This window comes from Bacillus sp. B1(2022), from assembly GCF_040259625.1.
Classification (GTDB): Bacteria; Bacillota; Bacilli; order Bacillales; family Bacillaceae; genus Bacillus; species Bacillus velezensis.
The window spans coordinates 1-18,594 of sequence record NZ_JANIFO010000008.1; the positions used below are offsets into that span (position 1 = coordinate 1).

Consider the following 18,594-nt stretch of genomic DNA (forward strand, 5'->3'; position numbering starts at 1 on the left):
AGCTTTTTCTTCAGATCCTTGATTTCCCGTTCTTTCGCCTCTTCCTTCTTAATTGTCAGGTAAGCGTCTGAATGTCTTGCAATCTCGCCTTTTTTCTTATGTATGTCACTTTCTCTGTACGCCTTGGCGTTATAGTGAAGCGGAGTGGCGTTTTTCCCTTTTCCCGTAGCGTTTTGAAGCTGCTGAAAATCTGCCTGAATGAAATGTTCGTTTGCCTCGGTTTCTGCGTATTCCTTCGTTAGATCATGATCGAGCTTTCCGAGCTTGTGTATGGTTTCGCTTCTTTTTTTATCAGCTGAAGACAGCTTCTGCTCTGTGCTTTCGGTTGAAAACAATTCGAGCGAGATAATGTCATCGATCTCATCCAAGATGGAGCGCATATCCTTTTTCTGCTCCTCCATAATTGCCTTTGATTTACTGAGGCGTGGGTGAGTTCATGCTCCAGAAATGATTCTTCTACATGAGATTCGGAAAGACCTGCGTCTTCGACTTTGCCGGGAAGGCTTGTGAGAAAAGCAATTTTTTCAAGCCAACTGTCTGTGACACCAGCGTGATCTTGAAAAAAAGCTTTAATGTTGTCAGCGCCTTTGCCTGAAAACTCACTGTCATCTAAGTCAGCCATTCCCTGATAGGCTTTCCTGAGAGTGGTAAATTGCGTTCTTAGTTCCTTGTACTCTTTGGTTCTTTTATCCACTTCAGAAAGTAATGACTTCGCTTCAAACACCTTCATATCATTCTCCTTTTTCTGACACTCAACAGTCTAAATTTTACCATAGTATAGGAGAGTTAATGCTATTCCTATAGTTATTTTTACTCAATCCATTGTCCATAAAAGATAAATTACTGAATAAGTCCTTCGCTCTCCAAGGTGTTATACATTACTCGCAGTGTTTTTAAGCGCGTATTTATCGTGCTATCTGATAGACCTCGCTTCTTTTCCTCATCCGATATATAAACGTTCCCCTTAAATTGCACCCAATCATCGCGCATATAGTTATTTTGTAGTGCCGTATTGTATCTCGATCAATAGCCGTAGGAGTCGGCTGTTCTTATCGTGATGAACGTTTGAAATATTCCGTCTAAGTTACCAAAATCACGAAGTTTACGCCTGCATATTCGTTTAATCGGTTTCCCCTTCCGAACATCATCCATAAAAAAAGAACGCCTCCTATTCCAGTTTAATAGAATAAGAAACGTTCAAACACGGTAACGGCTCACGGCTACCCTGTGCCTTAATACGCCTAAGTCATCGACTAAGTCAACGCAATAAAAAACGGCTAGAAACGTTGATATAACGCCTCTAACCGCCGCAGATGATTCCGACTGGGCTCGAACCAGCGACCTCTACCCTGTCAGGACGAGACACGTATTCTGACTAATCTTTAACAATCCTAAATAATTACCCAAACCCTTGTCATATCAAACTTCGGGATTTAGTTTCCTGATTGATATTTGTTGTTTCTAAGTAGTTTAAAATGTTTGTGTGACTCCATGGTGACACGAAAAGACCCGCTGAACAATTTGTTATGGAGTAACAAAACAAGACTCCATCATTGCCGACATAATTAAAGTAGTGTACAAATCAACATACCTTCACCTTGAGGGTATGCAAAAGAACCGTTTCATTGACTAAAATCAAATTGAGTTAGTTCGAAAAACGCGACTTCGAAAATTTAGGTATCGCTCACCTTGGTCTCACTCTGCATTTTTGTAGACTGAACGATTCTTCACCCAGCAAAAGGAAATGTCTGTTTTGATCCAAAAGGCAATTTGTTCGTTTGCTCTAAGGAGATACACTATATACAATATATAGAGTGGACAGCAGCGCACTAGGTTCGGAAGAGTGTTCCGAGCTTTGACCTGATCGGAATAAAGTTCCGACTGATATTCTCTTTGTTCAATTTCATCATTCCTTTAATACAGGTCGTTGTTATTTCTCTAGATTAAATCGGTCTTTGATCTTTTCTGGCAGTTTTATCGGATTTAATAGCTTCAGGTTCTCCAGTATATCCGTCATGGCTCCTTGGCACACGTACAATGTCCCCTTCTTGATAAGGCTTTTCAACAAAGAAAGAGACCATCTTTTTCTATCCTTTCTCGTTATACCCTTCTAAATTGTAAACGTAGTTGCTAAACTTATGAACCCAGCAGCTCCTATAATTGTAGATATAATGTAAGTCCAATTAAGTAAATCCATAAGTCTTCTCCCCTAAGAAAAATTCAGATCCCTCTAATTAAATTCGTATTTTAAGGAGACAAGACTACGGCACTCTCTTGTCCCCTCAATTTTTTGTACTAATTTCTCCAAAAATTTAATTGCTCTGCTACTTCCAAAATACCTTCAATTCTTCTTTTCTTTTTATCAATCATTGTTGCTATAAACTTATCAAAAGATTCAGCCGGATAATGTGGATTTTTTCTATTAGTGTAAAGCTGTGCTGCAAATGTTTGTGCGAGAGATGTAAAAGCATAACTTTTGTTGTTATATTTATTAATATTCCCATATAAACATCTCAATTGTTCTATATGCTCATTCAAAGTTAACGATGAAAGATCGTGATACGTACTATGAACTCGTTTTTTGACCATTTCCTCTATTTCATGGCTGTTTGCCTCTTCAACAGACGTGTTTCTTCTTACATAAATTCTGTTTACTTTGATTCCTGTTGTTTCTTTCTTTGCTAAGAATGGAATGTATCTCAATTGCTTTGGAATGTATACAACCAAAAAAGCTTTTCCTTTCAAATTACCGTAAACATCTTCGTCGGAGTATTTTAAAAGTTGAGAAAAAAACTTAAGCTCATCAGGTACATAATTCCTCAATTTCTTCTCAAAAACTGTTTTATCAAAGTTGTCATCTAATTGTAGCCCAACTGGCTTATATTCTTTATCTTCAATACCAAAAACAATCATTCCTCCACCTGAATTCGCCATTGCAAGGAGAAGCTTTGCTAATTTAAATTCTTCAATTATCTTCTCCTTATAATCAAGAAAATTTGTCTCCCCGTATAAGGAATTGACAAACTCTTTAAATGAACCCACATCAAATTTTTCGTTTTTTATTACATCAAAAAAATCTTGGTAGCCTATTTGCTTTATTTCATCCATTGAATATATACCTACTTTACTTTAAAGTCTAAGTTCACTTAAAAATTCATTAGTTAATATCAAGCAGTTGCTCTTTTTTCTTCGCGAACTCTTCTTCGGTTATTATTCCTTGATCCCTAAGCTCAGCAAATTGTCTAATTTGTTCAGGGATATTTGAGCTTGAAAAAGACACATCATTCATATTTTGATTTGACTGTTCTGCTATCTTTTCTTGAAGATAGGTGAACATTTCGTCAATGCTTCCTTCATCAATTGTTGAAACTGAAATTTCTTTCCCGGCATAATCAAAGATTAGTTTATAACCCGTTAGCCCACTTTTAACTTTTACAAGATCAATCAGATTATAATCAAATTCCACAATCTCGTACTTTGCATATTTATCACCATAATGCAATAACCTATCTGGCATTGCAAAAAGAACGCCGGCATTTCCCATGAAACCATTTAGATTCCCTCTAACGAAAGTCACTATTTGATCTTGATTTATTCGATTGGCTGCATGACTAAATATTTTTTGAAGATCTTTCGATGGTTTTTTATATTTTTTGCTCAAGGAACTATAGACTTCCTGAATAGGGTTTGGGAATGAAGTAGCTTGAACTCTTGCCTGATCTGAAGATATTGTTTTATTTTTAGACCTTTTAGAATTCACGGTATTACTATAAGAAATACCCGTACCTGGAATTCCTACTGTGGTTGTGGTTCTACCTTTAGTGTTTGTTGATATACGTGCCCCTTTAACACCGGCACTGATGCCGACACTTTTTGAGTTAATGTTCAGTTTAACTCCTGGAGCAATTTTGACACTTTTTCTAAATTTAAACCCCATTGTATACCCCTCACTTTTGGTTAGTTAATTTTTCCTATGCCTTACTCTATCATCATTTGATTATTTTTTCCATCTGCTATCTCCTTATATCTGGTTAAAGTCTCTTCCATTCAACATACTCAAATCGATGCTGATAAAGGTCTTCCAGGATTGCGGCCCATTCACTCCAGTACACCTGGACACTCCTCACCTAGTAATAACTTCAATTTGTCTTATGGCAGAAGTGGCTTTAAACTCTGTATGTAGCTCGTTTGAGATCACTAAAGCTTCTGACATTGTAGTAAACTTAGAAGCGCCATGAGCCCCTTAGATACTATATAACCACTGCCTTTTAATTTAAATGACTTGAAGTAATTATTATTTTCAAATTAAATAATAAAAAAGGTATCGATAACCGGCATAGCTAACTCCTCTTCAGCAGACCAGCAATTTTTATGGCCAGTGGCAGCAACCCAATTAATATGTAAAACACCATGATACCTGGTGAAAATGAATCAATCAGTTCCTGCTTAAACTCTTCATCATAAACTTGATCAACAAATAAGGCCTTAAATCCCGTTAGAAAGCCAACACCAAGCCAGAGTATTAAGAAATATGCTATTCCAATCAAATTAAAACCCTGCTTATATACATCGTCTGGTATTATAGTAGTGTTAAATACTTTATGAGGTGAAATTTAATGGAAAAGAAAGAGTTTGAGACTAATGGCTACGATGTAACAGTTGTGTATGATTATAAGGAGTATCCCGATGTTAAATAAGACGCTGTGACAACTATGATTACACTTTATTCAAGAGTTCAGTGAAGAGTGGTGTATTTTTACACGAGTGTCGTAGGTTTGGTATGAAGAAGAGTATCTAAATGCTCTTTTTTATTTCACTGGATTCATGTAGCTTACATATACTTCAATTCCGTCTTCAGTTTTATATTCCGCAATTTTGTCTGGATCCGATTCAATCTATTCATTAAGTCGCTTTGCACTTTTATTGCCCTTTTCACTATTTGATGCAGCAATCCAAGCCCAATAATTCCATTCAGTGATGCAGGACTTAATCTTTTCTGGTATCTCATGACCTATTGTGTAAACCTTAATCATGTACACTCTCCTCCAAAAATACTTCTTTGTTCTTGATACATACGCCTCTCCAAAAAAAGTCTGTAACGTGTTAAGGTTAATCAAATTACCTAAGGATTTGTTTTCATGTTAAAGGCTTCAAAAATTTTCATTTCATTTATGGCATTACTACTAGCCGTGTATTCCCTGTTTAATCAAAGTGGAATCCTGTTATTTTCTCTTCAGGTATTAGTTGCAGTTCTTTTTATCATAGTCGGGTTGGAATTACTTTCAAAGAAGCAAAAGAGCTATGGATATATCTTCTTTGGAACATCTGTCTTAATACTTACCGTGAACATTATCAAATTCATGATTTAAATAAAATACACTACTCGATCCATGTTTTTCTTTTCGTGGACACATATGCAAAAGCTATTCTAGAGGGAAAACAATAATGGAAAAACACCGCATACACCGCTATACAAAAAAGCTGAGTTAATTGTTATAGTGCTTGAAAAAACAATAAAGCAAGTCCCAGGTCATAATTTATCTCCATTAACTATGTCGTTGATCAATAAACTCACTTGCATATCGGTATAACTCTTTATATGCCGTTTCATTAACTAGAGACTCTATTAATTCTACACCGTTCTTTACAGCAGTATAGGTTCTTCCATCGCTGGGATACGCTTGCCAAATAACCGAAATTTGTTTAAAGTTTGAAAGTTTTTTAGATTTTTTAAATTCTTCTTTCTGTTATCCCAGAGGCTGCGATGTCTATTATCTCGCCGTATAGAAATGCCCACATATGGAATTCAAATGGAGGATTCCACTTGTAATGAACTTATAATGATGGAATTCTAACTGATCCTGCTTTTAATTTTGCATTAATATTATATTTGTCTTTTAATAAATCCTTTGTTAGATAAGAGGTGTAAACGCATGCGTCTCCCATTCTTGTCCCAGATTCATCAAAAGCAAAAAATATACTTTCAACAATATTTTTTTTAATAAGCGCTTTATTGTTCATCTTATCCCTCCGTAGTCGTTAAAAGAATGATTTTATGTAGCCCTAGAAAATTGTAAGTATTTACTGTTCTTGTAACTTTAGTATATAATGATCGCTTTAAGTGATCATTATCTTTTTAATCTTTTTTGTAAATCAACAGCTCATGCAGCTCAATGTCTAAATATGTACAGACTTTATCCAACAGATCCCTCGGGTACCGCTCCATTTCATCATGATAAAGCTTCCTAACTGTGTTAAAACCATGGTCAATTTCATTGGACAGCTTTCGAATACTGATATTCCTTTCGTCTAATATCGGCTTTAAATTTGATACCCCACATTCATTATGTATGATCACTTTAAATTATCATCATATGCATAAAAAAGATCAAGGATATACCTTGACTATGTATTAAGCTTACCAATCAAATGAATCTTCATGTTCAAATCCATAAATACCTTTAATCCACACATCTCCGCAGCCTGGATTCTTTGTAATCTCTAACACATGATTACGATTTGCATCTCCCTCTACTCGATCGGTAGCAGTATAGTCGGCATAGTTCCCTACAAACTGCTTTTCACTACGTGGGAATACCCATCCAGCAAGAGTTATCCTACTGATTTTCATATTTAGAGTACACCCTTCTGCATTGCTAATTGTGAATTTGTAGAAGAGCCAAGTGCGATCATAGTTCCGATCAAAATAATCTGCCATTGAAAAACTCTCTGAATCCTCACTCATGTGAAAATTCACATTTTTGTAGTCTAATGTAAGCTTCGCCTCAGCTCTTGGTATGTTAATACTCAATATAAAACCAATGCAAATTACAGCCAAAAAGATTAGCTTTTTCATTCCCTCTCCTCCTTTTCCAAATTATACTATATTGGAAATAAAAGAGAAAGAGCCTAGTAATGCTTCTTGATTTGTCTGTATTCTTCATGATATAGCTAGATATACATGCATCTATGAATATCTACGTGTATTTATAAGTATCTACACCTCCCTATATCACACAAATATAGCTTATTGAGAACAAAAATATTTATTTTAGTTCATTTTAAAGAACATTTCTTCCATTTTTATGATATAATCATCACTACTTATTCAATTCGGTATAGGAAATAGTTCTTTTAATGAACGTAAAACATTCTTACTGTTTCTTTGTTATCAGACTGTTTGCTGCTCTGTGTGTGCTTGGTCATGCTGCAAGAGATCTAAACATTTCTGTCTTTGGTTATACCCCAGAGAGTAAAGCAATATTTCACACCGGCATATCAATCTTCTTTTTTCTAAGCGCATTTTTTCTTTTCACTTCTTATGAGAGATACAAGCTTAAAGGAAATAATGTAACCAATTTTTATTGGAGCAGAATTATCAGGGTCGCACCCGCTATATATACCTATGCTATTGCCTCCACGTCTTGTTAATTGTTCAAGGAACTCTTTCAAACAGTATTCACTACTAAAAGGGCACTACTGAACCGGTTAGACGATATCAGTATGGGAATTTTCATATGGCACATAGTGATGATCAACATCTTCTTGTACGCCGAAATTGATAAAACATTGTCTGATTACCCGCTGATCATAGCCCTAATCGCTGTTACTGCTGCATCCGCATTCCTTTCGTACAGAATAGTGGAAAAACCCGCTCTTAAATTACGTAATATCAAGAAAAACAAACCAGTCAAAACAAGGATTGCGAGCTAATGTCAAAGGGCTGTTCTCATGTGAGCATCCCGAATCCAGTTAGCATGATTTGATGTTACTGTTCACCAATTCCATCCTCCATTAGGCTGCTCTCCAGTCGGCTTATACATAAGCTCAATATCAATATAGGTTTTATGATTACCCTTAGGAAATTTAACCAGAACAATCTCACCCTTTTTAGGAACAAAATCTACATCGTTCCTCCAAAATTTAATTGTTTTAGCTACTTCCTTAGTAATTGGTGTTGTGTGATAACCGTAGCTTTCGGCTTTACTACTAGAGATCACGTTGCCTCCATAAACATATTCGTCTTGTCCATTACGTGATTGAATTTCCCTAGTTGTTAAATCATATGCGTAAATGTCATATTCCTTATTCTCTTCTCGACTTAAATATTTGTCATTAAGCGCTTCACTTTCTTGACTTGAATCATTGTCATAATAGCTTTTTCTTTCATTTTCATCATTGTGATTTTCCTCTAATTGAGTATCCACATAAACTTCTGTATTGTTGTTAAATTTACTACACTGAACTATAAGAAATACCCCGATAATGCCCAAACATATAATTATTAACTTTTTCATCACTTCTCCTTAAGTTTCTTCGTCATCCCTCATGCTGTTGTACATATTTTAAAGTAACTTAAATGATTTTTTTATCGATACAATGCATATCGAATCCTTGTTTTATAATTCTTGCCTTTCCATTTGCTGCAGACCAACTTTCACTTATCTTTTCAATAAAAGAAAAAAGTTTGTGCTCTAATTTTCCGGGCGTAATCTTCATAACATTGCGAAAGATTTTTCTATAGCGAAAACTTTCTTCAAACTCAATCATAAATTCATTTAATTGCTTATTCCAAGTGTCCAACTTTTGATCGTTGAGACTGTAGGAAGATCGTTTAAATGAGTAAGGCGGATCTATAGAATAGAGTGCTACGGGCATACCTTTGTAAAGGATTTCTGAATAGTATCGAGTATTTTTAACTCCCCAGCTAAGGTCATTCTCCTCAAAATACTTATTAATCTGTGATTCTAATTCTTTAAATCTTAAGTATGATTTATATAAGGAAGGATTCTTTCTTGCTCTAGTTACTTGAGCATAAATTGTTGGAGCTCCTGTTATCTTGGCCCAAATTGTACGGTGTGTTCCATCACCGTAAACAGCATAAAAGTCGTCATCTTCATAATGAATCAATTTCACTGGTGAGTGTTGATAATAAGTGTGGAATTCTTCTAGGCTTTGTTTTTTCAAGTATTCAAAAGCTTTTTCACATCGGCCGATGTCAATATTATCTGTACCGTTATAACATGCGTGATCAAACCAAGACACACCACTGGTTCCCCTGAACCCTAAACTCTTAATTTTTTTTAACGGAACATCCCGATATAGTTTTTCGCTCTTTCCGACTTTATCATAATACAATTCATATGGATACTCACTTATATTTGCGGTTTCCTTCATTTCCTTAATATGAAATTCAAATACACCCTTTTCAAGAAGCAATTTTTCAAGTTTATTTTTCAAATCTCTCCCCCCAAGCAGTCGGACGTCTAAATGTCATTGGTAACTCAAGCCTATAGGTGAATTTTACATTTTTTCTTTGCGATGATAAAGAATCGTTTTGAAAATCTAATTAAACTGCTGTTTTATCTTAATTTAAAGCCATTAAAATGTGATGATCAACGATCCAACAAGTTTCCCCCTCAAAACTTTTGCCATCACACCTTGAAATTATCGGTCTGTCTCCGAAAGCTTTGGCATACGCAATCACATAATATTCAGCAGTGATATCTATCTTAGGGAGACCACCGCCTAAATAGCTCGGGGAGTTTATCTCCCCTTTTTTTCATTTTTAATTAATGATTATTGATCATGCAAATAGGATCTGGATATATCGGGAGCCCAATGCTTGAGAAGTCAGAATCTAACCATGAAGTAATCCCTTCTCCTCCTGAGACATGGACGATTAAATATTCTTTCTATAAGTTCAGCTTTTCAAATGATCAGGAATGCCACGTATCAATCAATGGTGGCGATCTTATCAATTTAAGAGCTGGACAAGGCTTTCAAATGGAAGCTCATGAATCACCTATCACAATCTTCAAGATTTCTGAGTCAGGAATAACATATAACTTTTTGGGGGCGCGCATAAATGAGTTTCTTCAATCCGATTGTTAATGTCTCAATTGTCACTGGGAAGTCTGCTTATGATATTGCAGTGGACAATGGTTTTTCAGGAACTGTAGAGGAATGGTTAGCTTCATTAAAAGGTGAAAAAGGCGAAAAAGGCGATACTGGAGCTACAGGTGCAACCGGGGTTAAAGGAGCTACAGGTGCTGCCGGTAAAGATGGAAAATCAGCATATGAATTAGCCGTTCCACAAGGTTTCTCAGGAACATTAGATGAATGGCTTGCCTCACTAAAAGCAACAGCAAACTGATCACGTACCCTTCTCTAACGAGGAGGGTATTTTTTTCATTTTTTCAAATTAGAAAATCCCAAAATCTCTACATCCTTTTACAATTTTTTCAATGACTATGTTATGATTATTCCTAAAGGATTTTTGAAATTTTCAGAAAGAGGGGTTTGGATGAGCAAGATCGCTTCAGAAGTTGTTGCTACTACACTGAATGATTGGTATATTGCTATAAAGAAACAAAAGGTACATGAGTCAATAAAATATTACTCAGAGATTAAAAGCCTGTTCGATGATATGGAAGAGGATCAAGAAGTTCTTGCATATTACAGTTTATTAGAAGAAAGACACAAAATGTTGCTGCACTCTTCACGCGGAGAGCCTTTACAAAAGCACACTTATTTCACTGAAGAGAACGAAAATTTCATAAAAAGAACGAACGATAAATTGGAATATAACTTTTATTTATTCGAAGCAATGTACGAGGCATACAACAAAAATTATGATCGAGCAATTAACTTATATGGATTAGCGGAGAAAAAGCTTGCAGAAATTCCGGATGAAATTGAAGCAGCTGAATTCTACTCCAAGGTCTCCTACTTATACACTCTTGTTAAACAAAGCATTGTGGCACAACACTACATCAAGAATGCAATTGCAATATATAAGCGACACCCTGATTATAAATGCAAACTGGCAACTTCAACAATGATTGCGGCTGCAAACTATTCCGATATGAAACGGTTTGAAGAGTCAGAAACATATTATTTAGAAGCAATAGACATTGCACAAGAAACAAAGGATGAATATTTGGAAGCTCAGTTATATCACAACCTTAGTATCGTGTATTCTGATTGGGACAAACCTGATAAGTGCATTAAATCTCTCGAAAAAGCTATTGGAAATGAATCTTGGATGAATTCAAATTATTATATAAATTCTTTATTCATGATAATTAAGGAACTATTTAAAATTGACGAAAAAATGAAAGCCATTAATTTTTACAATAAAGCACAGGAAAGACTCATATTAATGGAGAATAAGATATACGAAGCCAAAATTAGCATCCTATACAACCTATATTGCGGTGAATTAAAAAACAACTTCAATAATTGCATCCGTTATATTGAGTTTTTAAAACAACAAAATGACCTTGAAAGTGTAGATGAATTGTCCTACATAGCTGCAAAAAGGTTTGAATCAATAGGTGCTTTTGAAGAAGCAACAAGCTTTTTCAATGAAAAAATTTGGGCTGAACAGAAAATGAATCAGGTGGAGGGAATCTTATGAAAAAAATTGTGCTTTGCGTATCTATTTTAACTGTAATTTTAAGTGGGGTAGCTTTAACGCAATTGAGTACAGATTCACCATCTAACATCCAGGTAGCTGAAAGGCCAGTCGGAGGTTAAAAATTAATTTAGCCCTACTCATATGAGTGGGCTTTTTATTTTATGATTTGTGTCCACCTGTCAAACCTGCTCTATGCAAAGCTGTGCCTCCAGGTGTATAAGAAACAGCTCGTAAGATCGCTTTTGATCCGTATTTATTTCTTATCCCATCCATAACAAAATTATGGAAGCATGGGCTGGAAAAGGGTAAGGAATTATCAGAACAACTGGAGTAAGCAATTCAAAAGCATAAGGGCGCAGATATCTATGATAAGGTAAAGGCTCAGACATATGCTAGTAGTAAAACAGATAAGCCTTATTCAGTTGCTGCAACCAAAAAAGTACAAATAAATAGTATTGCTCTAAACTTGTGTGGCAATCATACAAAAATTCAAAAGGAACGGACCTAGACAGTAATGGAGGCGCACTTGTCACATCTGCAGATATTGATCGTTCATCAAAAACTGTTAGCTACTAATCATTTTACTTGCAGATTTATTCTGCAAGTGTCTTTTTATTTTATATAAAAGATAAGGAGCGTTATATGAAAAAGTCTTATGTTTTATATGGGATTTCAGGAGTTCTAATTGGTGCAATAGTTATATTGTTGATCAATGCATTCTTTATAAATAAAGGTGAACACTCTGTAAGTACTTCTAAAATTAATCCAACCGAGGATAAAATCTTTTTTATCTATTCAAATCCACTCATCAAGAAAAGCGTACTCATATCCACATCACAAGGAGAAGAATTCAATAAACGATACTTTAAGGTACCGGATATACCATATATCCAGAAAAAAACCCCCTCTTCAGACGATATCGTCTTGTTAGCTGAACATGAACCATATTATTACACATTAAAAAACAACACCATTAAAGAACATAAATTATCCAATCCATTTGCTTTTTGGTATCAAGGAGAAGATATTTCTGTAAAAGCCTATAATGTCGACACCAATGGAAATGAACTGAAAGTAAATGATAAAAAGTTCAATAAAAAATATAGCCTGACTTTGCCCTCCCTCGTAACCATGGGAGAAAGCGATGATAAGTATATTTACGTCATTCAAGGAATGTCTTTGTACGTCATTGATAGAAAAACAGAAGAGATTGTTAAAACGATTGGATTAGCTTCCTATGGAGATGTATTTGATCACTCTGAAAAATATGTTGTGGCTAGCTCAGAAAATGAACTAACTGTAATCGAAAAAGGATCCTGGAAATCAAAATTCATAAAATATCCTGATGATCTTGAACAAGCGGACACTGTATATTACGACAAAAAAAGCAACAAATTTTACGTTACATATATTAATAAATCCGGATACGCCTGCTTACTTGAGTACGATAAAGATTTTTCTTTTGAAAAATTCGATTTACAATTTCCATATATGAATGCAAAGTTTAAAGATCAAAAACTTTATGTGATTTCACAAGAGGAAAACAAAAAAGGCATTGGTGGCTATATGGGGATTTTTGATATCCGTACTAAAAAGAAACTTAATGAATTTGATTTGCCTGAAGAAGAAACAAAAGTGCAGGACTTTATGGTTTTAGATTAAACATAAAGAATAAGTTGCAAAGCAAAAGCCCCTTCCTGAATAAGGGGCTTTAATTTTAAATTAAATAGATGTTTTATACGCGTTAATGGCTTGATTTCTCATAAGCATATTATCTTTCGTCACCATTCCAAGATTGTATGCTTGTTTGATGATATCCAGCACTTGATTATCTGTTTCAGTTACAGCTCGTCCCCCAGTTATTCTAGATTTCCAGTAATCGAACTGGTGATTTAATTCTGAAGTGCTTTTAAGGTTTTGATTATCAACTACTTTGCCATTCTCCAGCGCTTCTTTGAATTCAGTAAAACCAATTGAACATTGCTGATTCGAATGACTTCCTGCACCTTCTGTCGCTAAACTGCAAAACGCTAAAAACTTCGGATCTTTCGTGATATTGTAAGAGTTATATAGACCTTCCATAACATTCGCCCTCTCTCGAATTTTACAACGTTGCTATAAATGATTTTCATGTTTTCCCCAAGACCTTCAACTTGAATCTCATTTGAAGGAAGTTCGTTCATTGGAATTTCAATGTATTTGTCCCATCCTATCACAACTTTGTTTTGTCCAAGTATAGGGTCATATTTGTATATGTTCGCTTCACCTTTGTATAACAAATTTCTCCCATCCTTTGCTTTAATGACGGTCGAATTTGTATAGCCCATAAAGCGAACTTTAATATGCAGCTTGTCACCTTTCAAAACATTTGTTGCATTTGGTTTGCTGTTTGTAATGGGTTCCCAAGCAAATTTGTTGCCGTCTGATGTGACGGAAAGAATCTAAAGACTGTAAAGCGGTGCTGCTTCAACTGCTTTTGCTTTCGATGTGTGAATGGAAAACATCGTTGTACAGCAAGAAGTGTAATTGTTACTAAACTAAGCACTTTTTTCAATTCCTTAACCCTCTTGGTATTATTCCACATGTCATTTATCGGTAATTCCGGCGAGGTATTTAACTTAAATACAAAAAAAGAACCTGATTCTAACATGGTTCTTTTCGTTTTAGTAACTGAATGGGTTTTTAACGACATATAAATGTTTCCTATACATTAAGTTTGCTCACTCAAGGGAGTCTTGCTCATCCCCTATGGAAAGGGGGTGATGCTTATGTCAACATTTCAAGCATTAATGTTAATGCTTGCATTCGGGTCGTTTATAATTGCCCTGTTGACGTATATAAATAAAAAATAGACCTCCCTTAAGCCTCAGAACCTGAAGGGATAGGTCTATTAAGAAACCGCATCGAGCAAGCCTTTTGACGGGGTGTGACCAACACCATGCTCTTTTTATTTTATGCATTTCTTATTAAAGAAATACACTATAACCAGTTTGTATTTCACAGTTTGATTACAACAGATTAAATGAAATAATTGGAATATTTACAAAACTTTTGTTTATTGAATATCACCGTTATTTTATTTAGAGCCGATAAGAAGCTTTAATGTATCAATGTGCTTCAACACTTTCCAAATACTTTTCATGTTGTTCTTCTAAAACATTGATATCCTTTTTAATAATTTTAACTTTATATTTTTCTTTAGCTTCCTCAGATAAATTGTCATTTAGATAGCGCCGTAATTCTTCTTCATTTTTTGTTTTATCCATACCAATTGATATGACTGGGTCTGTTTCTCCAATTCCAAAGCTAAATAAGCCAAATTCATCCCATGCACTTTCTAATACTTCCTCAGTGGATTTTTGATTTTTAAAAGAATGTGTAACTGCGCCATACATGAACACAGAAAAACAAACAATGATCAAGACCCCAATTAATTTCTTTTTCATTGTCTCCTCCTTCCATTCCAAGAATACCATAAAATACAATACATGGAAAAATAATTCCTCAGCCAACAGTATCCTCGTTCATTACGGGTTGGTTTTGAGAGGATAAATGCTAATCCGCACCTTAATAACGATCTAATTAGATTAAGTTACCGTCTATCATCGTTTGTGAAAGTAACCTCCCACACATTCACCATAATCTCGGGAATTTTATTTTAATACTTTTAGGAGTTTTACATATTCACCATATTCATCTTCACAAAAAAATAATACGGTTGTAAAACCCTTCTTTTCATATAGATGCCTTGCGTTTAAGTTATCTGTATCTGCACCGAGTGTTATTTCCTTATCTCCAAGTTGTTTAGCATAATCAATCAAATAATCAACAATAATACCACCTATCCCACAATTTCGATATCCTTCTTTAACAATCATACGAGATAGATAAATGCGATTATCCGGAATGGTATAATCTGGGTCATTGTTTTAAAGAACTAACGATCCTTCTCCTATAAACTCGTCATTCACTGAAGTAAATAAAAGTAATTCTGTTTCCACTTACTAATTCGTCATAAAACACCTTAGCCATTTTCTTTTCCATGTCCCAAATATTATTACACTTATTGTATTCTTCGGGTTTTAATTTCTTTATTTGGTACGAATCCATAACCTCTCTCCCTTTTTATAATTAGTTTCTATCGAAAATAAAAAAGCTCTCTTTCTGAGAGCTTAACTTTGCAATACTTTTCCTAAAAATAAAAGCTAATTGTCCTTACCAAAGAGCAATTTTCCAAAGTCATTGTCTAAAATCTCAATTTCCACATCACTGTCACTATCATCCGTTTCAATTGGTTCGTCTACTAAACTTAGGATAAACTCCTCAAACGAATTGGCAATTAGGAAAAAGTCTTTATCAGGCTGACTTAATTCGTGATCCCAAAACAAAACTTTTTCATTGTCGATGTCCATACATATTTCATTACCACCTGCCGAGCTTGCTATAGGAATAATATTCCTAGGAAAGCGATCAGAATAAGTATTGATTGCTTCTTGGAGACTGTTATGATCGTTAGCTAAACCATAGAAGCTCTCTAGTAATTGTGTATCATCTTCCTTACCCATCCAAGGATCTTTCTCTATAGGTTTATAGCAAACGTCGTACTCAACTTCATCTGTTGTTTTTTTACTTTCTAAATAACAGCCTCCATATCCCTTCAAAAAATCCTTATAGTCGGAAGGCAATTGATTACCTATATTTCTTTCAATTTCTTTGAGTTGCTCGTTTGTATTAATGTTGGATTCTGTTTCAGTATCTATCGTAAATTCTTTTAACTTTTGTTCAATTTTATTGAAACTCATTCTAATACCCTCCCCTTAAATCAGAAGCTCCTCCAATATGAGGTATTTTGTTATTAATCACACTAGGCACTAGTTGTATTGTGACACTATCCAAATGGTGTGGGGTAAGTCCCTGTTGTGACAGCCATTTTTTCGCCTGCGCTTGAGATTTAAAACCCTTGATCTCTTTAATTTTTTTATAAACAAGCCTAAAATCTTTTTTCGTTCCATTTAATTCACCAGACTTAAACTTAATGTTTGCAACAGTCCATGGAGTAAAATCAGGACGTCCATCTTTAAAAGTAATCGGTTCTCCCTTAGTCGCTGCTTTTACTTCAGGTATGTCGGAATACCATTTTCCGTCACCAGGTGCGCCTTCCCATCGACCTTTATTCCTTGGTAATACCGTTCTAGGATTTGCTGATTCAATTAATCTAAGTAACCGATCCTTTAAATTTTCACTGTTAAATACATTATAAGGAACTCCTCTAGCCGGAACAACATCGTAACGGGGATTATAAGGCAATAAATCAGCAATTGAGACCTCTTTCAGTTTTTGGCCTGCTTTATTGACTTTAGAGGTGACTTTTCCTGCTACGTCAGCTTTTGTAAGAGAACCGGCTCCCTTTGTGCCTACTACAGAGGTAACTACTGTACCTATCGCATATGTAACCCATCTTGATCTGGAATACGCATCTCCATTTACCATATCCTTTTGATATGATTCCTCAATTGCTGCTGAAACAGCATCATATGTTTTAACAGGATGAAGTACTGCATTCCCCAGTGCTGACAAGGTTTCTCCCGGATCGATTATGAAGTCCCATAAGCCGGTTACCGTGTCTTTCCCGACATCATATAAACCAACGCCAGCTCCTTTTAAAATATCCCAAGTCACTTCTCCGGCTTCTTCAAGCTGTTTTGCTTGTTCAAGCTGAATGACATATTGCTGCTGGGAAGGTTCAAGGTTTTCATAGCCGATCTTCTTCGCAATTTCCAAATATTCATCCGGATCGGTCACACCGTCAGCGAGCTTTTTCTTCAGATCCTTGATTTCCCGCTCTTTCGCTTCTTCCTTTTTAAACGTCAGATAAGCATCCGAATGTCTTGCAATCTCGCCTTTTTTCTTATGTATGTCACTTTCCCTGTATGCCTTGGTATTGTAACGAAGCGACGTGGCATTTTTCCCCTTACTCGTGGCATTTTGGAGTTGCTGAAAGTCAGCTTGAATGAACTGTTCGTTCGCTTCGGTTTCTGCGTATTCTTTCGTTAGATCATGATCAAGCTTTCCGAGTTTATGTATGGTATCGTTCCTTTTTTTATCTGCTGACTTAAGCTTTTGATCGACATCTTCTGTAGAGAAAACATCAAGATGAATGATATCGCTGATTTCATCAAGGATACCTTTCATTTCATTGCGCTGCTCCTGCATGATGGCTTGTGATTTATTCTTCGCATGAAACAGCTCGTGTTCTAAAAATGACTCTTCCACAAACGAATCAGCCAATCCTGCATCAGCTACTTTTCCTGAAATACTGTTAAAAAATGCAATTTTCATATCGATCAGATCAAGCCAGCTGTCCGTGACACCGGCGTGATCTTGAAAGAATGCTTTAATGTTGTCGGCGCCTTTGCCTGAAAACTCACTGTCATCTAAATCAGCCATTCCCTGAAATGCTTTTCTGAGATTGATAAATTGTTCTCTAATCTGATCGTATTGTTTTGCCCGCTTTTCTGCGGCTGAAATGAACGAGGCTGCTTCAAATACTTTCATTTACGTCTCCTTCCCACTTAATCTTATCTAAATTTTCTATTCTGAAATATATTTATAATACTCTTGGATTTTCGGCTTCACTTCCCAGTATTTAGCTCCATTTGATGACACCAACATGTCAAACCATATCTCAAAGTTAGAGTCTAAATATACCGCATCTTCAATATTATCAATTGAATCCAGATGCAACATATACCCCAATCCTTTATTTGATTTGTTTACATCAATAACATACCTGCCATCATAATGATACCCAATTAGGACATATCCCTTAGGGAAGTCTTGAACTTCATTAAATTCGATTATCCCTTCTGTACTAAGAAGCTCAATACCATTAAACATTTCCATTCCATTGTGATTGAATAGGAACTCTTTATAATCATTAGGCAAAGTTACCCCTAACATCTTTTCTAAACTATTAATTTCTTGAGGACTGGCTGGGTCTCTGAATTGAAAAGCAGCATCTTCCATGACATGCCCTCCATGTTGGAGCATAGGAAAAGTTCCGTATTTAGAAACAGCTTCCTTTATCCCATCAAGAGTCATGCGAATTAACTTTCCTTCTTCCAATTAAATTTCCCTCCTCTAAGGTGTTTGAGTCACTAAATTTTACCACA

The 18,594-nt window shown here is 35.4% G+C and carries 21 protein-coding genes and 5 pseudogenes; 6 read left to right on the forward strand and 20 right to left on the reverse strand.

The features are described 5' to 3' along the window. From NQS30_RS14175 to NQS30_RS14200, 6 genes and pseudogenes are all read right to left on the reverse strand, one after another. Nucleotides 1-730, reverse strand: a pseudogene (locus NQS30_RS14175) (T7SS effector LXG polymorphic toxin); the annotation flags it as partial. A 1,200-nt stretch (nt 731-1,930) separates the two neighbouring features. After that, nucleotides 1,931-2,132 (reverse strand): annotated as a pseudogene (locus tag NQS30_RS14180) (DUF1093 domain-containing protein); the annotation flags it as partial. A gap of 163 nt (nt 2,133-2,295) precedes the next feature. Then, complete coding sequence (locus tag NQS30_RS14185; protein ID WP_122504074.1) at nt 2,296-3,108, reverse strand: AlbA family DNA-binding domain-containing protein; 813 nt, start codon at nt 3,106-3,108, stop codon at nt 2,296-2,298. 49 nt (nt 3,109-3,157) lie between these two features. Then, a complete protein-coding gene (locus NQS30_RS14190) occupies nt 3,158-3,937 on the reverse strand; it encodes a DUF4236 domain-containing protein (protein WP_099566853.1) in 780 nt (259 codons plus the stop codon). Nucleotides 3,938-4,031: 94 nt separating this feature from the next. Continuing rightward, nucleotides 4,032-4,106, reverse strand: a pseudogene (locus NQS30_RS14195) (hypothetical protein); the annotation flags it as partial. A gap of 234 nt (nt 4,107-4,340) precedes the next feature. Next, entirely contained in the window at nt 4,341-4,547 is a 207-nt protein-coding gene (locus tag NQS30_RS14200) for a hypothetical protein (protein WP_122504075.1), read from the reverse strand. 69 nt (nt 4,548-4,616) lie between these two features. Between NQS30_RS14200 and NQS30_RS14205 the strand changes: the two are divergent. After that, nucleotides 4,617-4,798, forward strand: a pseudogene (locus NQS30_RS14205) (DUF8096 family protein). Nucleotides 4,799-4,895: 97 nt separating this feature from the next. Here NQS30_RS14205 and NQS30_RS14210 read toward each other — a convergent pair. The 6 genes from NQS30_RS14210 to NQS30_RS14235 form a co-directional block, all read right to left on the reverse strand. Next, nucleotides 4,896-5,033, reverse strand: coding sequence for a hypothetical protein (locus NQS30_RS14210; protein WP_232603423.1), 138 nt, complete (start codon nt 5,031-5,033; stop codon nt 4,896-4,898). Nucleotides 5,034-5,835: 802 nt separating this feature from the next. Then, complete coding sequence (locus tag NQS30_RS14215; protein ID WP_232603424.1) at nt 5,836-6,021, reverse strand: hypothetical protein; 186 nt, start codon at nt 6,019-6,021, stop codon at nt 5,836-5,838. Between the two features lie 115 nt (nt 6,022-6,136). After that, a complete protein-coding gene (locus NQS30_RS14220; protein ID WP_122504079.1) occupies nt 6,137-6,352 on the reverse strand; it encodes a helix-turn-helix domain-containing protein in 216 nt (71 codons plus the stop codon). A 66-nt stretch (nt 6,353-6,418) separates the two neighbouring features. Beyond that, complete coding sequence (locus tag NQS30_RS14225) at nt 6,419-6,856, reverse strand: hypothetical protein (RefSeq protein ID WP_122504076.1); 438 nt, start codon at nt 6,854-6,856, stop codon at nt 6,419-6,421. Nucleotides 6,857-7,775: 919 nt separating this feature from the next. Next, entirely contained in the window at nt 7,776-8,297 is a 522-nt protein-coding gene (locus NQS30_RS14230; protein WP_124692986.1) for a hypothetical protein, read from the reverse strand. 58 nt (nt 8,298-8,355) lie between these two features. After that, on the reverse strand, nt 8,356-9,240 hold the full coding sequence (locus NQS30_RS14235) for a hypothetical protein (protein ID WP_124692985.1): 885 nt from the start codon (nt 9,238-9,240) through the stop codon (nt 8,356-8,358). A gap of 628 nt (nt 9,241-9,868) precedes the next feature. Between NQS30_RS14235 and NQS30_RS14240 the strand changes: the two genes are divergently transcribed. From NQS30_RS14240 to phrK, 3 genes are all read left to right on the forward strand, one after another. Beyond that, on the forward strand, nt 9,869-10,156 hold the full coding sequence (locus NQS30_RS14240) for a collagen-like protein (protein WP_122504367.1): 288 nt from the start codon (nt 9,869-9,871) through the stop codon (nt 10,154-10,156). A 150-nt stretch (nt 10,157-10,306) separates the two neighbouring features. Then, complete coding sequence (locus tag NQS30_RS14245; protein ID WP_043021835.1) at nt 10,307-11,422, forward strand: Rap family tetratricopeptide repeat protein; 1,116 nt, start codon at nt 10,307-10,309, stop codon at nt 11,420-11,422. After that, entirely contained in the window at nt 11,419-11,541 is a 123-nt protein-coding gene (gene phrK / locus NQS30_RS14250; protein ID WP_016936664.1) for a phosphatase RapK inhibitor PhrK, read from the forward strand. Before NQS30_RS14245 ends, phrK begins: the two co-directional genes overlap by 4 nt. 40 nt (nt 11,542-11,581) lie before the next feature. Here phrK and NQS30_RS14255 read toward each other — a convergent pair. After that, a pseudogene (locus tag NQS30_RS14255) lies at nt 11,582-11,701 on the reverse strand (DNA polymerase); the annotation flags it as partial. Nucleotides 11,702-12,064: 363 nt separating this feature from the next. Here NQS30_RS14255 and NQS30_RS14260 point away from each other — a divergent pair. Further along, nucleotides 12,065-13,084, forward strand: coding sequence for a YncE family protein (locus tag NQS30_RS14260; RefSeq protein ID WP_218791233.1), 1,020 nt, complete (start codon nt 12,065-12,067; stop codon nt 13,082-13,084). 60 nt (nt 13,085-13,144) lie between these two features. Here the strand turns inward: NQS30_RS14260 and NQS30_RS14265 are convergent, their stop codons facing one another. Beyond that, a complete protein-coding gene (locus NQS30_RS14265; RefSeq protein WP_218791234.1) occupies nt 13,145-13,504 on the reverse strand; it encodes a hypothetical protein in 360 nt (119 codons plus the stop codon). Then, nucleotides 13,453-13,863 carry a DUF4879 domain-containing protein gene (locus NQS30_RS14270; protein WP_306430625.1) on the reverse strand — a complete coding sequence of 137 codons (411 nt, stop codon included), beginning with the start codon at nt 13,861-13,863 and terminating at the stop codon, nt 13,453-13,455. Before NQS30_RS14270 ends, NQS30_RS14265 begins: the two co-directional genes overlap by 52 nt. A 321-nt stretch (nt 13,864-14,184) precedes the next feature. Between NQS30_RS14270 and NQS30_RS14275 the strand changes: the two genes are divergently transcribed. Next, a complete protein-coding gene (locus NQS30_RS14275; RefSeq protein WP_076982784.1) occupies nt 14,185-14,274 on the forward strand; it encodes a putative holin-like toxin in 90 nt (29 codons plus the stop codon). A 255-nt stretch (nt 14,275-14,529) separates the two neighbouring features. Here the strand turns inward: NQS30_RS14275 and NQS30_RS14280 are convergent, their stop codons facing one another. The 5 genes from NQS30_RS14280 to NQS30_RS14300 form a co-directional block, all read right to left on the reverse strand. Continuing rightward, nucleotides 14,530-14,868: a YolC/YozM family protein gene (locus tag NQS30_RS14280; protein WP_122504082.1), complete on the reverse strand. Its 339-nt coding sequence runs from the start codon at nt 14,866-14,868 to the stop codon at nt 14,530-14,532. Between the two features lie 207 nt (nt 14,869-15,075). Continuing rightward, entirely contained in the window at nt 15,076-15,300 is a 225-nt protein-coding gene (locus NQS30_RS14285) for a GNAT family N-acetyltransferase (protein ID WP_232603425.1), read from the reverse strand. A gap of 327 nt (nt 15,301-15,627) precedes the next feature. Beyond that, nucleotides 15,628-16,224 (reverse strand): SMI1/KNR4 family protein, encoded by a 597-nt coding sequence (locus NQS30_RS14290; protein ID WP_007407917.1) that lies wholly within the window; start codon nt 16,222-16,224, stop codon nt 15,628-15,630. Nucleotide 16,225: 1 nt separating this feature from the next. Further along, the gene (locus tag NQS30_RS14295; RefSeq protein ID WP_218791235.1) at nt 16,226-17,977 is read right to left on the reverse strand and encodes a T7SS effector LXG polymorphic toxin; all 1,752 of its coding nucleotides are present in this window, start codon (nt 17,975-17,977) and stop codon (nt 16,226-16,228) included. A 36-nt stretch (nt 17,978-18,013) separates the two neighbouring features. Continuing rightward, nucleotides 18,014-18,448: an SMI1/KNR4 family protein gene (locus NQS30_RS14300; RefSeq protein WP_076982865.1), complete on the reverse strand. Its 435-nt coding sequence runs from the start codon at nt 18,446-18,448 to the stop codon at nt 18,014-18,016. Nucleotides 18,449-18,594 lie beyond the last annotated feature (146 nt).

What these genes read in the sequence shown, in the direction of transcription:
- NQS30_RS14185 (WP_122504074.1), bottom strand. Translation starts at nt 3,108, where the DNA reads ATGGATGAAATAAAGCAAATAGGCTACCAAGATTTTTTTGATGTAATA.
- NQS30_RS14190 (WP_099566853.1), bottom strand. Translation starts at nt 3,937, where the DNA reads ATGGGGTTTAAATTTAGAAAAAGTGTCAAAATTGCTCCAGGAGTTAAA.
- NQS30_RS14210 (WP_232603423.1), bottom strand. Translation starts at nt 5,033, where the DNA reads ATGATTAAGGTTTACACAATAGGTCATGAGATACCAGAAAAGATTAAG.
- NQS30_RS14215 (WP_232603424.1), bottom strand. Translation starts at nt 6,021, where the DNA reads ATGAACAATAAAGCGCTTATTAAAAAAAATATTGTTGAAAGTATATTT.
- NQS30_RS14225 (WP_122504076.1), bottom strand. Translation starts at nt 6,856, where the DNA reads ATGAAAAAGCTAATCTTTTTGGCTGTAATTTGCATTGGTTTTATATTG.
- NQS30_RS14230 (WP_124692986.1), bottom strand. Translation starts at nt 8,297, where the DNA reads ATGAAAAAGTTAATAATTATATGTTTGGGCATTATCGGGGTATTTCTT.
- NQS30_RS14240 (WP_122504367.1), top strand. Translation starts at nt 9,869, where the DNA reads ATGAGTTTCTTCAATCCGATTGTTAATGTCTCAATTGTCACTGGGAAG.
- NQS30_RS14245 (WP_043021835.1), top strand. Translation starts at nt 10,307, where the DNA reads ATGAGCAAGATCGCTTCAGAAGTTGTTGCTACTACACTGAATGATTGG.
- phrK (WP_016936664.1), top strand. Translation starts at nt 11,419, where the DNA reads ATGAAAAAAATTGTGCTTTGCGTATCTATTTTAACTGTAATTTTAAGT.
- NQS30_RS14260 (WP_218791233.1), top strand. Translation starts at nt 12,065, where the DNA reads ATGAAAAAGTCTTATGTTTTATATGGGATTTCAGGAGTTCTAATTGGT.
- NQS30_RS14265 (WP_218791234.1), bottom strand. Translation starts at nt 13,504, where the DNA reads ATGGAAGGTCTATATAACTCTTACAATATCACGAAAGATCCGAAGTTT.
- NQS30_RS14275 (WP_076982784.1), top strand. Translation starts at nt 14,185, where the DNA reads ATGCTTATGTCAACATTTCAAGCATTAATGTTAATGCTTGCATTCGGG.
- NQS30_RS14280 (WP_122504082.1), bottom strand. Translation starts at nt 14,868, where the DNA reads ATGAAAAAGAAATTAATTGGGGTCTTGATCATTGTTTGTTTTTCTGTG.
- NQS30_RS14285 (WP_232603425.1), bottom strand. Translation starts at nt 15,300, where the DNA reads ATGATTGTTAAAGAAGGATATCGAAATTGTGGGATAGGTGGTATTATT.
- NQS30_RS14290 (WP_007407917.1), bottom strand. Translation starts at nt 16,224, where the DNA reads ATGAGTTTCAATAAAATTGAACAAAAGTTAAAAGAATTTACGATAGAT.
- NQS30_RS14295 (WP_218791235.1), bottom strand. Translation starts at nt 17,977, where the DNA reads ATGAAAGTATTTGAAGCAGCCTCGTTCATTTCAGCCGCAGAAAAGCGG.
- NQS30_RS14300 (WP_076982865.1), bottom strand. Translation starts at nt 18,448, where the DNA reads ATGGAAGATGCTGCTTTTCAATTCAGAGACCCAGCCAGTCCTCAAGAA.